Source organism: Comamonas humi (assembly GCF_054782535.1).
Genome location: NZ_BAAGSH010000007.1, coordinates 276,998 through 289,858, shown reverse-complemented (window position 1 = coordinate 289,858; position 12,861 = coordinate 276,998). Strand labels below are relative to the sequence as shown.

Here is a 12,861-nt window from a genome sequence, read left to right as displayed (position 1 = left end):
GCTTGTGGCGTGGGGGCTTCCACACCGCTTCCTGCAGAGGAGGGTGCCCAAGCGGGGCGACGGCTTCGGGGCCTTTTTTCCGGTCCGGCGGGATCGGCGACAATACGCGTTTTGCCGGCGTGCGCCCTCGGTGGCCGTGTACCGGTTTTCATGATCGATATTGTGGGGATGCACCAATGATGAACAAACGCACTCTCGTGGCGACGCTGGCGCTGAGCGCGCTGCTGGCGGCCTGTGGCAAGACCGAGGCGCCCAAGCCCACGGCCGAGGCACCGGCTCCTGCACCGGCAGCGGCCACGAAGGTGGTGGTGGGCCTGGACGACAACTTCCCGCCCATGGGCTTCCGCGACGACAAGAACGAGATCGTGGGCTTCGACATCGACATGGCCCGCGAGGCCGCCAAGCGCCTGAACCTGCAGGTCGAGTTCAAGCCTATCGACTGGAGCGCCAAGGAAGCCGAGCTGTCGGGCAAGCGCGTGGACGTGCTGTGGAACGGCCTGACCATCACCCCCGAGCGCAAGGAGAAGATCGCCTTCACCGCGCCCTACATGGAAAACCACCAGATCATCGTGGTGGCGGCCAAGTCCGGCATCAAGGCCAAGGCCGATCTGGCCGGCAAGGTGGTGGGCGCGCAGGACGGCTCCAGCGCCGTGGACGCGGTGAAGAAGGAAGAAGCCGTGGCCAAGAGCTTCAAGGAGTTCAAGACCTTCGGCGACAACATCACCGCGCTGATGGACCTGTCCACCGGCCGCCTCGATGCCGTGGTGCTCGACGAGGTGGTGGGCCGCTACCAGGTGGCCAAGAAGCCCGATGAGTACACCGTGCTCGACGACAACTTCGGCACCGAGGAATACGGCGTGGGCCTGCGCAAGGAAGACACCGAGCTGCATGCCAAGCTCGACGGCGCGCTGACCGAGATGAAGAAGGACGGCACCGCCGGCACCATTGCCACCAAGTGGTTCGGCAAGGACGTGACCAAGTAAACGATTGTTTTAAGTAAAAATGGCTGCCAGCGCTTATCCATAAAGCGCTGGCAGCTATTATTTTTGAAGTATGGACTACATACTCTCCCTTCTCGGGCCGCTGGCGCAGGGTGCGCTGGTGACCCTCAAGCTCTTCGTCATCACGCTGGCGCTGGCCGTGCCGCTGGGCCTGGCCCTGGCGCTGGCGCGCATCTCGCGCTCGGGCGTGCTGAGCCGGGCGGTGGGCGGCTATATCTGGCTGATGCGCGGCACGCCGCTGATGCTGCAGATGCTGTTCATCTATTTCGCGCTGCCCTTCGTGCCGGTGGTTGGCGTGCGCCTGCCGGACTTTCCTGCGGCGGTGGTGGCGTTCGCGCTCAACTACGCGGCCTACTTCGCCGAGATCTTCCGCGCCGGCATCCAGTCGGTGGACCGGGGGCAGTACGAGGGCGCCAAGGTGCTGGGCTTCAGCTACGGCCAGACCATGCGCCGCATCGTGCTGCCGCAGATGGTGCGCACCATCCTGCCGCCGATGAGCAACGAGACCATCACGCTGGTGAAGGACACCTCGCTGATCTACGTGCTGGCGCTCAACGACCTGCTGCGCGCCGCGCGCGGCATCGTGCAGCGCGACTTCACCACCACGCCGTTCGTGGTGGCGGCCGCCTTCTACCTGGTGATGACGCTGGTGCTGACCTGGGGCTTCAACCGCCTGGAAAAACGCTATGCCAAATACGATGCCTGACGACGTGATGCTGCAGGCGCGGGACATCCGCAAATCCTTTGCCGGCCACGAGGTGCTCAAGGGCGTCTCGCTGCAAGTGGCGAAGGGCGAGGTGGTGGCGGTGATCGGCCCCTCGGGCTCGGGCAAGAGCACCTTCCTGCGCTGCCTGAACCACCTGGAGGTCATCGACTCCGGCTCGGTGGTGGTCGAGGGCGCGACGCTGGCCAGCACCAATGCGCAGGGCGTGTGCCAGTACGCGCCGGATGCTGAGCTGCGCACCATCCTGCGCCGCATGGGCATGGTGTTCCAGTCGTTCAACCTGTTCCCGCACCTGACGGTGCTGGAGAACGTCATCGAGGCGCCCATGGTCGTCAAGGGCCTGGCCCGCGACGCCATCGTGCCCCGCGCCGAGGAGCTGCTGCGCAAGGTGGGCCTGCTGGAGAAGGCGAACAGCTACCCCGCGCGCCTGTCGGGCGGCCAGAAGCAGCGCGTGGCGATTGCCCGCGCGCTGGCGATGGAGCCGGACATCATGCTGTTCGACGAGCCCACCTCGGCGCTCGACCCCGAGCTGACCGGCGAGGTGCTGCGCACCATGCGCCAGCTGGCCGAGGAGCGCATGACCATGATGGTCGTGACCCACGAGATGGGCTTTGCACGCGAAGTGGCGCACACCGTGGCCTTTATGGACCAGGGCGAGCTGATCGAGGCCCAGCCGGCGAAGGCGTTCTTCGGGCAGTGCAGCCATCCGCGCATCCAGGCTTTCCTGAACAACATGCTCTGACCGCACGCGCTCCGTGCCCATGGCCGCCACCGGAAACGGGGCGGCCATATTTGTTTTTGTAATACCTAAGCCGGTTTTTCTTCCTTCGCCGGCGTAGGACTCCTTCCTACAGTGGTGGTCATGGACGGCAGCTGCCGCCGCCACTGCACAAGGAGTCTCTATGTCCGACCAAGCCACCGAAACCACGCTCGCCCCCGCGCTGGAGCAGGCGCTCAGCCACGCGCTCGAACAGGGCCTGGGCTACGCGGGCGGCGTGCCGCCGCAGCAGGCCTGGGCGCTGGTGCAGGCGGGCGACGCCGTGCTGGTCGACGTGCGCACCGCCGAGGAGCGCAGCTTCGTCGGCCATGTGCCGCAGAGCCTGCACGTGGCCTGGGCCACCGGCACCTCGCTCACCCGCAACCCCCGCTTCGTGCGCGAGCTGGAGGCCAAGCTGGCGGCCTGGGGCGGCAAGGAGGCCGTGGCGCTGCTGCTGTGCCGCTCGGGCAAGCGCTCGGTCGAGGCGGCCAGGGCCGCGGCGCAGGCCGGGTTCGTGCATGTCTTCAACGTGCTCGAAGGCTTCGAGGGCGAGCTCGACGAGCTGCAGCACCGCGGCGGCAGCGACGGCTGGCGCTTCCGTGGCCTGCCCTGGGTGCAGGGTTGAGCGATGGCAGACCATTCCATCGACCACATCGTGGACGAGCTGCGCGCGGCCCGCCACGAATGGCGCGACTCGCAGCGCCGCGCCCGCGAACCCGCGGCGCGCGAGCTGCCGTCCAAGGACGCGGTGCGCGCCATCATCGGCCAGTTGGCGGGGGCGCTGTTCCCCATGCGGCTGGGGCCCGAGGAGCTGCACCACGAGAACGAGGATTTCTACGTCGGCTTCACGCTGGGTGCCGCGCTGCGCAGCCTGTACCGCCAGGCGCGGCTCGAGATCGCCTTCCATGCGCGCCACCAGGGCCTGGCCGAGCCGCAGCTGCACGAGCAGGCCGATGCCGCGGTGCAGGCGCTGGCTCAGCAGCTGCCGCCCATCCGCCGGCTGCTGGACAGCGACGTGCTGGCCGCCTACCGGGGCGACCCGGCGGCGCAGGGGGTGGACGAGATCCTGCTGTCCTACCCCGGCGTGCACGCCATGGTCCACCACCGCATCGCGCATGTGCTCCACCGCCATGGGCTGCGCCTGCTGGCGCGGCTGATCGCCGAGCAGGCGCACAGCAGCACGGGCATAGACATCCATCCCGGTGCCGAGATCGGCGCGGGCTTCTTCATCGACCACGGCACCGGCGTGGTGATCGGCGAGACCTGCCGCATCGGCCGCGACGTGCGCATCTACCAGGCGGTGACGCTGGGCGCGCGGCGCTTCGAGAGCGACGAGGCCGGCAACCTGCGCAAGGGCGAGCCGCGCCACCCCATCGTCGAGGACGAGGTGGTGATCTACGCGGGCGCCACCATCCTGGGCCGCGTCACGCTGGGCCGGGGCGCGGTGATCGGCGGCAACGTCTGGGTGACCGAGAGCGTGCCGCCCGGCGCCAGCGTGTCGCAGGCCTCGCTGCGCCACGAGGTGCGCAAGCCGGCCAGCCCGCAGGCGTCGGCATTGGCGCCCGCCCACTGAATTTTTCCATCCCCCACAGAACGGAGTTTGTATGAGTGCAACGGTAGGCGGTACCACCGCATTGGGCGACAACGCAGCACGGCAGTTGGCGAATGCCACCAAGACCGCGCCACAGCTGGCCACGATCAGCCCGCGCTGGCTGACGCACCTGCTGCAATGGGTGCCGGTGGAGGCGGGCATCTACCGCGTCAACCAGGTCAAGAATCCCGAGTCCATCAAGGTCACCTGCACCGCCAAGGAGGCCGAGAACCAGCTGCCGCGCACCTTCGTCGACTACGACGAGAAGCCGCGCGAGTACTTCCTGAACGCCGTCTCCACGGTGCTCGACGTGCACACGCGCATCTCCGACCTGTACAGCAGCCCGCACGACCAGATCAAGGAGCAGCTGCGCCTGACCATCGAAACCATCAAGGAGAACCAGGAAAGCGAGCTGATCAACAACCCCGACTACGGCCTGCTGGCCCAGGTGACGGACGAGCAGCGCATCTTCCCGCTCAACACGGCCAACGGCGCGCCGACGCCCGACGACCTGGACGAGCTGCTGACCAAGGTGTGGAAGGAGCCGGCCTTCTTCCTGGCGCACCCGCTGGCGATCGCCGCTTTCGGCCGCGAGGCCACGCGCCGCGGCACGCCGCCGCCCACGGTGAGCCTGTTCGGCTCGCAGTTCATCACCTGGCGCGGCATTCCGCTGATCCCCAGCAACAAGGTGCCGGTGGCCGACGGCAAGAGCAAGATCCTGCTGCTGCGCGTGGGCGACCGCCGCCAGGGCGTGGTCGGCCTGTTCCAGCCCGGGCTGCCGGGCGAGCAGAGCCCGGGGCTGTCGGTGCGCTTCATGGGCATCAACAACCACGCGATCGCGTCGTACCTGATTTCGCTGTACTGCTCGCTGGCCGTGCTCACGCCCGATGCCATCGCGGTGCTGGACGACGTGGAGATCAACCGCTACCACGACTACTCCGCGCTGGACACCTACAAGTAAGGAGCCGCCTTGACCGCCATCGCCCCCGACGCGCTGCAGGCCAGCGCGCCCCTCAATCCCGCCGACCTGGCGCAGCTGGCCAACGCGTTCTTCCGCGCGCTGCCGGGCGAGGCGCCGGTGGGTGTGCAGCCGCCCACGCAGCTGGCGCCGCCCGGCTCGCCGCTGGCCAGCCCCGTGGGGCTGGCGCCCAATGTGCCGGGCCATCCCATTCCGATCGGCCAGGTGCCGGGCACGAACCTGCTGCCCAGCTCGCACGCGCCGGTGCTGGCGTTGGCCAATCGTGCGCACGTGGCAGTGCCCGATGCGGTGGCCGGCAACGGCGTGCCCGACAAGGCGTACTCCACGCTGCCGGGCTACGAGCCGCGCCTGGGCGGATTGACCCAAGGTGTGCAGGGCGCGGCGCTGCCCGCATCCGGCGCGCCGCAGTTCTACTTCGTCGATGCGGTGCGGCTGCCCGATGGCTATGTCACACCGGCCAAGGCGCAGCCGCAGGGCGCGCAGCCGGCGGCCGATCGCAGCCACGTCGCCGGCTTCGACGTGCAGGCGGTGCGGCGCGACTTTCCCATCCTGGCCGAGCGCATCAACGGCAAGCCGCTGGTGTGGCTGGACAACGCCGCCACCACGCACAAGCCGCGCCAGGTGATCGAGCGCATCCGCCACTTCTACGAGCACGAGAACTCCAACATCCACCGCGCCGCGCACGTGCTGGCGGCGCGCGCCACCGATGCCTACGAGCATGCGCGCGAGGTGGTGCGCCGCTTCATCAACGCGCCCGATGCGCGCGAGGTGATCTTCGTGCGCGGCACCACCGAGGCCATCAACCTGGTGGCGCAGAGCTGGGGCGGGCGCCACGTGGGCGAAGGCGACGAGATCATCGTCAGCCACCTCGAGCATCACGCCAACATCGTGCCCTGGCAGCAGCTGGCGCAAGCCAAGGGGGCGAAGCTGCGCGTGATTCCTGTGGACGAGCAGGGCCAGATACGTCTCGACGAGTACGAGAAGCTGCTGAACGAGCGTACGAAGATCGTCGCCATCGGCCATGTCTCCAACGTGCTCGGCACCGTGGTGCCGGTCAAGGAAGTGGTGGCGCGCGCCCGGGCGCGCGGCATCGCCACGCTGATCGACGGCGCCCAGTCCATCGCCCATACGCCGGTCGACGTGCAGGACCTGGGCGCGGACTTCTTCGTCTTCTCTGGTCACAAGATCTTCGCGCCCACCGGCATAGGCGCGCTCTGGGGCCGCCGCGAGGTGCTGGAAGCCATGCCGCCGTGGCAGGGCGGCGGCAACATGATCGCCGACGTGACTTTCGAGAAGACCCAGTACCAGCCGCTGCCCAACACCTTCGAGGCCGGCACCGGCAACATCGCCGACGCGGTGGGCCTGGGCGCGGCGCTGGAGTATGTGGAACGCATCGGCATAGCCAACATCAGCCGCTACGAGCATGCGCTGGTCGACTATGGCATGCAACAGCTGGGCGCGCTGCCCGGCCTGCGGCTGATCGGCACCGTGCCGGGCAAGGCCAGCGTGCTGTCGTTCACGCTGGAGGGCTACAGCACCGACGAGGTGGGGCAGGCGCTGAACGCCGAGGGCATCGCGGTGCGCACCGGCCACCACTGCGCCCAGCCCATCCTGCGCCGCTTCGGCGTCGAGACGGCGGTGCGCCCGTCGGTCGCGTTCTACAACACCTTCGACGAGATCGACCAGCTGGTGGCCGTGGTGCGGCGCCTGGTCTACGCGCGGCGCGGGTAGCGCGGTGGCGCCTGGCACGGGGCTGCGTTAGCATGGCTCCATGCCACGACTCTCCCAGCTTCTTCCCTGCGGCCTGGCCCTGCTGGCCGGCCTGGCGGCGGCCCAGGCTCCGGCATTGAGCACCAGCACCGTCGCCAGCGGCCTGGAGCACCCATGGGCGCTGGCCTTTCTGTCCGATGGGCGCTACCTGGTTACCGAGCGGCCGGGCCGCATGCGCATCGTCGAGCGCGACGGCCGACTGGGCGCGCCGCTGCAGGGGCTGCCCGCCGTGGCCGCCGCCGGCCAGGGCGGCCTGCTTGATGTGGTGCTGGACAGCGATTTCGCCCGCAACCGCACGCTGTACTTCTGCTTTGCCGAGCCCGGCGAGGGCGCCGACCGCGGCAAGAACGGCACGGCGCTGGCCCGGGCGCGCCTGTCGGACGACGCCACGCGGCTGGAGCAGCTGCGCGTGCTCTTCTCGCAGCGCCCCAAGTACGCGAGCAGCCTGCATTTCGGCTGCCGCATCGCCGAGCGCATGGTCGACGGCCGCAGCGACGGCACGCTGTTCCTCACGCTGGGCGAGCGCTTCCAGTACAAGGAAGAGGCGCAAAACCTGCAAAGCCACCTGGGCAAGATCGTGCGCGTGGGCAAGGACGGCAGCGTGCCCGCAGACAACCCGTTCGTGGGTCGCAGCGACGCCCGGCCCGAGATCTGGAGCTATGGCCACCGCAATGCGCAGGGCGCCGCACTGGCGCCCGACGGCAGCCTGTGGATGCACGAGCACGGCCCGCAGGGCGGCGACGAGGTCAACCGCCCCGAGCCCGGCAGGAACTATGGCTGGCCGGTCATCACCTACGGCGAGAACTACGGCGGCGGCAAGATCGGCGAGGGCATCACGCACAAGGACGGCATGGAGCAGCCGCTGCACTACTGGGTGCCGTCGATTGCGCCCTCGGGCATGGCCTTCATCACCAGCGAGCGCTATGGCGCGGCCTGGAAGGGCTCGCTGGTCGTTGGCACGCTCAAGGCCCAGCGGCTGGAGCGTCTGACGGTGCAGGGTGGCCGCATCACCGGCACCGAGGTGCTGCTGCCCCGCCTGGGCCAGCGGGTGCGCGATGTGCGCCAGGGGCCGGACGGCTGGCTCTACCTGCTGACCGATGCCGCGCAGGGACAGTTGCTGCGCGTGGAAGCGGCCCGCTGAAGCCGCGGCAGGCGTTTGTTATAAAAAATTGAATCCTGCGGGCGCGCAGGTGTCTTATGGTCAGGGTGTGCCGGTCGTCTCCGGTGCGAAGGATCATCATGTTGATACAGACGTCGTCTTCGGGGTTCGTGCATCCCCATTCCAGCGAGATCACGCCGCAGGCGCTCTACCTGCGCCGCCGTGCCTATCTGCAGGCCATGGCCGGCGCCGGGCTGCTGGCCGCCGCCGGCGGCACCTGGGCCAGGGAGGCCGAGGTGCTGAAGCCCCTGGCTTCCACCAAGTCGGCCGTGCCGGGCGCCATGACCATGGAGACCGCCACCTCGCGCGAGGACGCGACCAGCTACAACAACTACTACGAGTTCGGTACGGACAAGTCCGACCCCGCCCGCTACGCGCACACGCTGCCCACCACGCCCTGGTCCATCACGGTAGAGGGGCTGGCGCACAAGCCGAAAGTGTTTGGGCTGGAGGACCTGCTCAAGCTCAGCGCGCAGGAAGAGCGCATCTACCGGCTGCGATGCGTGGAGGGCTGGTCGATGGTGATCCCGTGGATCGGCTATTCGCTGGCCAAGCTGCTGGCCCAGGTCGAGCCCATGGGCAGCGCGAAGTTCGTGGAGTTCGTGACCCTGGCCGACCCCAAGACCATGCCCGGCATCCGCAGCTCGGTGCTGGACTGGCCCTACACCGAGGGCCTGCGCATGGACGAGGCCATGCACCCGCTCACGCTGCTGGCCTTTGGCATGTACGGCAGCGAGCTGCCCAAGCAGAACGGCGCGCCGGTGCGGCTGGTGGTGCCGTGGAAGTACGGTTTCAAGAGCGCCAAGAGCATCGTCAAGATCCGCCTGCTCGACAAGGAGCCGCCCACGGCCTGGAACAAGGCGGCGCGCAACGAGTACGGCTTCTATTCCAATGTGAACCCTGACGTGCCGCATCCGCGCTGGAGCCAGGAGACCGAGCGCCGCATCGGCGAAGGCGGCTTGTTCGCCAAGAAGCGCAAGACCCTGCTGTTCAATGGCTACGAAGCCCAGGTGGGCCAGCTGTATGCCGGCATGGACTTGCGCAAGAATTATTGATGAAATTGGCCGGAGAATGAGTCGTGACAAGCGCGAGCAGCTCTGCTATCAATAGCAAATCCTGGACCTCCGGCTTCAGCCGGCAGGCCGCCGTGCGGCTGGCGTTGCACCTGCTGTGCTGCGTGCCGCTGGCCTGGCTGGTGTATCTGGCCGCGACCGACGGCTTGGGCGCGAACCCGGCCGAGGCGCTGATCCGCGGCCTGGGCCTGTGGGCGCTGCGCTTCGTCTGCATCGCGCTGGCGGTGACGCCGCTGCGCCAGCTGCTGCACTGGAACCCGCTGGCGCGCTACCGGCGCATGCTGGGCCTGTACGCGTTTGCCTATGCCAGCCTGCACTGGACGGCCTATGTGGTGTTCGACATGGAACTCAACTGGGCCGACATCTGGGCCGACCTGGGCAAGCGCCCCTTCATTCTGCTCGGCACGCTGGCCTGGCTGATCCTGCTGGCGCTGGCGGTCACCTCGATCCCGCGGCTGATCCGCGCCATGGGCGGCAAGCGCTGGCAGCGCCTGCACCGGGCCGTCTATGCGATGGCCGGGCTGGCGCTGGTGCACTTCTGGTGGATGCGCGAGGGCAAGAACAACCTCGCGGACGTGTGGTTCTACGCGGCCATCGTGGCCGCGCTGCTGCTGTGGCGCGTGGTGCAGCGCCTGCGAAAGGGTTAGCGCTGCTGCGCGGGGGCGGAAAGTTCGGGCTGAGGCCGGTCGGCGCTCGGGTCCAGCGTCTGCGGCAGGGTGGCGCGGCCGGCCGAGGCGGGTTCGGTCGGGTGGAACAGGGGGCCCTTCTGCCCGCAGCCTGCCAGCACCGCCGCAATGCCACCAAGGGCAATGGTTCTCACTAGAATTTGGGGCATTCTCAACATCAGCGCATTGTAATGAACGATTTGGACTACCTGGACGCTGCGGAAAAGCTGCTGCTCGCCGTGGAGCAGAGCTGTGATCGCATCAACGACGACACCGACGCGGACATCGACAGCCAGCGCGTGGGCGGCATGGTGACGCTGACCTTCGCCAACCGCAGCCAGATCGTGGTGAACCTGCAGAGGCCGCTGCACGAGGTGTGGCTGGCGGCCCAGTCGGGCGGCTACCACTACAAATTCGACGGCCAGCACTGGCGCGACACCAAGGCCGGCAGCGAGTTCTTCGCGGACCTGACGCGGGATGCGTCGAAGCAGGCGGGACAGGCTCTCGTGTTTGCGGCGGTCTGAACCTTTTGCAGGGAGCTAGAACAAAGCCGGGCATTGCCCGGCTTTGTTCTTGATGGAGGCTTGCCGCCCCTAGTTCCGGAACAGGTCCAGGATCTTGTTGCGCTCCTCGGGTGCCGGGGCCGGCACGGCTGAGGTGGATGCGCCGCTGTCCAGGCCCACGCTGGCCACGCCGCCGCGGGCATATTCCTCGTAGTACCACTCGCCGCCCACGTTGACCACGCCCGGCGGCGTGGTGGCCTGGGCAACGGGCACGCCCTTGAGCGCATGGCTCATGAAGCTGACCCACACCGGCAGGCTGAGCCCGCCGCCGGTTTCGCGGCTGCCCAGGTTGCGCGGCGTATCATAGCCGATCCAGGTCACCGCCACCAGGCTGGGCTGGTAGCCGGCGAACCAAGCGTCCATGGCGTCGTTGGTGGTGCCGGTCTTGCCGTAGATGTCGGGGCGCTTGAGCATGGCCTGGGCCCGGGCTGCGGTGCCGCTGCGGGCCACTTCCTGCAGCAGCGATCCCATGATGAAGGCGTTGCGCGCATCGATGGCGCGGGGCAGCTCGCTCGTGGGCGGCGGGTTGAATTCGGACAGCACCCGGCCGCGGTGGTCGGTGATCTTGGTGATCAGGTAGGGGTTGACGCGGTAGCCACCATTGGCGAACACCGAGTAGGCGGCCGCTTCCTGCATCGGCGTGACGGAGCCCGCGCCCAGTGCCATCGGCAGGTAGGGCGGGTGCTTGTCGGCATCGAAGCCGAAGCGGGCCACCCACTCCTGGGCCTTCTTCGGGCCCACGGCCTGCATGATGCGCACCGTAGCCAGGTTCTTGGACTTGGCCAGCGCGGTGCGCATGGTCATCGGGCCGTCGAAGCGGCCGTCATAGTTCTTGGGCTCCCAGGGCTGGCTGCCGGTGGAGCCGGGGAAGGAGATGGGCGCGTCGTTGATGACGGTGGCCGGGGTGAAGCCTTTTTCGAGCGCGGCCGAGTAGATGAAGGGCTTGAAGCTCGAACCCGGCTGGCGCCAGGCCTGCGTCACATGGTTGAACTTGTTCTTGTCGAAGTCGAAGCCGCCGACCAGCGCCTTGACCGCGCCCGTGGCCGGGTCCATGGCCACGAAGGCGCCTTCCACCTCGGGCAGCTGGGTGACTTCCCAGTTCTTCTTGGCCGTCTCCATGATGCGCACCACGGCGCCGGGGCGCAGCTTCAGGTTGGGCGGGGCCTTGTCGCTCAAGCCCGACTGCACGGGCTTGAGGCCGTCGCCGGTGATCTCGATCGGATCGCCGTCGGTGCGGGTGACCACCAGCTTGCGCGGCGAGGCCGACAGCACCACGGCGGACACGATGTTGCCGTTGTCGGGGTGCTGCGCGAGCACCTCGTCGATGGCGTCGTCGCGCTCCTGCGCGTTTTGCGGCAGGTTGATGAACTTCTCGGGCCCGCGGTAGTGCTGGCGCTTCTCGTAGGTCATGATGCCGTCGCGCAGCGCGTCGTAGGCCGCATTCTGGTCGCTGGCGACCAGGGTGGTGTAGACGTTCAGCCCGCGGGTATAGGCTTCGCTGCCGTACTGGGCAAAGATCAGCTGGCGCGCCATCTCGGCCACGTATTCGGCGTGCACCTTGTTGTCGGCGTTGCTGGAGCGCAGGCGCAGCGGCTCGGTGCGGGCCTTGTCGGCCTCGGCGCGGGAGATGAAGCCGTTCTCCTCCATGCGGTCGATGATGTAGAGCTGGCGCACCCGGGCGCGTTTGGGGTTGCTGATCGGGTTGTAGGCCGAAGGCGCCTTGGGCAGGCCCGCGAGCATGGCCGCTTCCGCCACCGAGATGTCCTTCAACGGCTTGCCGAAGTAGGTTTCCGAGGCGGCCGAGAACCCGTAGGCGCGGTTGCCCAGGTAGATCTGGTTCATATAGATTTCCAGGATCTGGTTCTTGGTCAGCAGGTGCTCGAGCTTGAAGGTCAGCAGGATTTCATAGATCTTGCGGGTGTAGGTCTTTTCCGAGGACAGATAGACATTACGCGCCACCTGCATGGTGATCGTGGAGGCGCCCTGGCTCTTGACCCGTCCCAGGTTGGCCAGCGCGGCGCGCAGCATGCCCTTGTAGTCCACGCCGTTGTGCTCGAAGAAGCGCGTGTCCTCGATCGCCAGCACGGCGTCGACCATCACCTTGGGGATCTCGGTGATGGGCGTGAGGTTGCGGCGTTCTTCACCGAACTCGCCCAGCAGCGCCCCTTCGGACGAGTAGATGCGCATCGGCAACTTGGGGCGGTAGTCCGCCAGCTCCGAGACATCGGGCAGGTTCGGATAGGCCATGGCCAGCCCGACGCCGAGGACCATCACGGCAGCCACGGCACAGCCGATCAGCACGCCGGTGAGCGTTGCGAAGAATTTGAGGATCTGGCCTCCCAGCGATGGGCGCGGTTGGGAGGCTTTGCGGGGAGGGGCCTTGTCGGAGGTCATGGGGTCAGGCCGTCTGGGATACATGCATAAGGGGCGGATGCTATCACGTAGACGTTAATGCCTCGTCGCCATGACGTAACTCAATGATTTTCACCGTTTTCAGGCCGTTTTTCCGACGCGGCCCGCAGCGTATTGTTTTGACAACGCACCAGATCGATTCGCCGTCATTTCTTTACGACGGCTCA

Annotated in this window: 13 protein-coding genes; 11 read left to right on the top strand and 2 right to left on the bottom strand. The window is 67.7% G+C overall.

Features of this window, described 5'->3' with window-relative positions; genetic code table 11:
• The first annotated feature begins 179 nt into the window (after positions 1-179).
• From ACYVKR_RS08540 to ACYVKR_RS08495, 10 genes are all read left to right on the top strand, one after another.
• Complete coding sequence (locus tag ACYVKR_RS08540) at positions 180-983, top strand: amino acid ABC transporter substrate-binding protein (protein ID WP_460480378.1); 804 nt, start codon at positions 180-182, stop codon at positions 981-983.
• 70 nt (positions 984-1,053) lie between these two features.
• Positions 1,054-1,707 (top strand): amino acid ABC transporter permease, encoded by a 654-nt coding sequence (locus ACYVKR_RS08535; protein WP_460480377.1) that lies wholly within the window; start codon positions 1,054-1,056, stop codon positions 1,705-1,707.
• Positions 1,688-2,467, top strand: a complete 780-nt coding sequence (locus ACYVKR_RS08530; protein WP_460480376.1) for an amino acid ABC transporter ATP-binding protein — start codon at positions 1,688-1,690, stop codon at positions 2,465-2,467. The genes ACYVKR_RS08535 and ACYVKR_RS08530 overlap by 20 nt, the downstream gene beginning before the upstream one ends.
• 160 nt (positions 2,468-2,627) lie before the next feature.
• Positions 2,628-3,107, top strand: a complete 480-nt coding sequence (locus ACYVKR_RS08525; protein WP_460480375.1) for a rhodanese-like domain-containing protein — start codon at positions 2,628-2,630, stop codon at positions 3,105-3,107.
• Positions 3,108-3,110: 3 nt separating this feature from the next.
• The gene (gene epsC / locus ACYVKR_RS08520; protein ID WP_460480374.1) at positions 3,111-4,055 is read left to right on the top strand and encodes a serine O-acetyltransferase; all 945 of its coding nucleotides are present in this window, start codon (positions 3,111-3,113) and stop codon (positions 4,053-4,055) included.
• Between the two features lie 31 nt (positions 4,056-4,086).
• Positions 4,087-5,034: a family 2A encapsulin nanocompartment shell protein gene (locus ACYVKR_RS08515; RefSeq protein WP_460480373.1), complete on the top strand. Its 948-nt coding sequence runs from the start codon at positions 4,087-4,089 to the stop codon at positions 5,032-5,034.
• An 18-nt stretch (positions 5,035-5,052) separates the two neighbouring features.
• A complete protein-coding gene (locus tag ACYVKR_RS08510) occupies positions 5,053-6,783 on the top strand; it encodes a family 2A encapsulin nanocompartment cargo protein cysteine desulfurase (protein ID WP_460480681.1) in 1,731 nt (576 codons plus the stop codon).
• Between the two features lie 40 nt (positions 6,784-6,823).
• Complete coding sequence (locus ACYVKR_RS08505) at positions 6,824-7,963, top strand: PQQ-dependent sugar dehydrogenase (protein ID WP_460480372.1); 1,140 nt, start codon at positions 6,824-6,826, stop codon at positions 7,961-7,963.
• Positions 7,964-8,061: 98 nt separating this feature from the next.
• On the top strand, positions 8,062-9,036 hold the full coding sequence (gene msrP, locus ACYVKR_RS08500; RefSeq protein ID WP_460480371.1) for a protein-methionine-sulfoxide reductase catalytic subunit MsrP: 975 nt from the start codon (positions 8,062-8,064) through the stop codon (positions 9,034-9,036).
• Positions 9,037-9,128: 92 nt separating this feature from the next.
• Positions 9,129-9,701: a protein-methionine-sulfoxide reductase heme-binding subunit MsrQ gene (locus ACYVKR_RS08495; RefSeq protein WP_460480680.1), complete on the top strand. Its 573-nt coding sequence runs from the start codon at positions 9,129-9,131 to the stop codon at positions 9,699-9,701.
• On the opposite strand, the gene lptM is transcribed toward ACYVKR_RS08495, so the two are convergent.
• Positions 9,698-9,874, bottom strand: coding sequence for an LPS translocon maturation chaperone LptM (lptM, locus tag ACYVKR_RS08490; RefSeq protein WP_460480370.1), 177 nt, complete (start codon positions 9,872-9,874; stop codon positions 9,698-9,700). The genes ACYVKR_RS08495 and lptM overlap by 4 nt on opposite strands.
• Before the next feature lie 36 nt (positions 9,875-9,910).
• Between lptM and cyaY the strand changes: the two genes are divergently transcribed.
• On the top strand, positions 9,911-10,243 hold the full coding sequence (gene cyaY / locus ACYVKR_RS08485) for an iron donor protein CyaY (protein ID WP_460480369.1): 333 nt from the start codon (positions 9,911-9,913) through the stop codon (positions 10,241-10,243).
• Positions 10,244-10,312: 69 nt separating this feature from the next.
• Here cyaY and ACYVKR_RS08480 read toward each other — a convergent pair whose 3' ends face one another.
• Complete coding sequence (locus ACYVKR_RS08480) at positions 10,313-12,676, bottom strand: penicillin-binding protein 1A (RefSeq protein WP_460480368.1); 2,364 nt, start codon at positions 12,674-12,676, stop codon at positions 10,313-10,315.
• Positions 12,677-12,861 lie beyond the last annotated feature (185 nt).

What these genes read in the sequence shown, in the direction of transcription:
- ACYVKR_RS08540 (WP_460480378.1), top strand. Translation starts at nt 180, where the DNA reads ATGAACAAACGCACTCTCGTGGCGACGCTGGCGCTGAGCGCGCTGCTG.
- ACYVKR_RS08535 (WP_460480377.1), top strand. Translation starts at nt 1,054, where the DNA reads ATGGACTACATACTCTCCCTTCTCGGGCCGCTGGCGCAGGGTGCGCTG.
- ACYVKR_RS08530 (WP_460480376.1), top strand. Translation starts at nt 1,688, where the DNA reads ATGCCAAATACGATGCCTGACGACGTGATGCTGCAGGCGCGGGACATC.
- ACYVKR_RS08525 (WP_460480375.1), top strand. Translation starts at nt 2,628, where the DNA reads ATGTCCGACCAAGCCACCGAAACCACGCTCGCCCCCGCGCTGGAGCAG.
- epsC (WP_460480374.1), top strand. Translation starts at nt 3,111, where the DNA reads ATGGCAGACCATTCCATCGACCACATCGTGGACGAGCTGCGCGCGGCC.
- ACYVKR_RS08515 (WP_460480373.1), top strand. Translation starts at nt 4,087, where the DNA reads ATGAGTGCAACGGTAGGCGGTACCACCGCATTGGGCGACAACGCAGCA.
- ACYVKR_RS08505 (WP_460480372.1), top strand. Translation starts at nt 6,824, where the DNA reads ATGCCACGACTCTCCCAGCTTCTTCCCTGCGGCCTGGCCCTGCTGGCC.
- msrP (WP_460480371.1), top strand. Translation starts at nt 8,062, where the DNA reads ATGTTGATACAGACGTCGTCTTCGGGGTTCGTGCATCCCCATTCCAGC.
- cyaY (WP_460480369.1), top strand. Translation starts at nt 9,911, where the DNA reads ATGAACGATTTGGACTACCTGGACGCTGCGGAAAAGCTGCTGCTCGCC.
- ACYVKR_RS08480 (WP_460480368.1), bottom strand. Translation starts at nt 12,676, where the DNA reads ATGACCTCCGACAAGGCCCCTCCCCGCAAAGCCTCCCAACCGCGCCCA.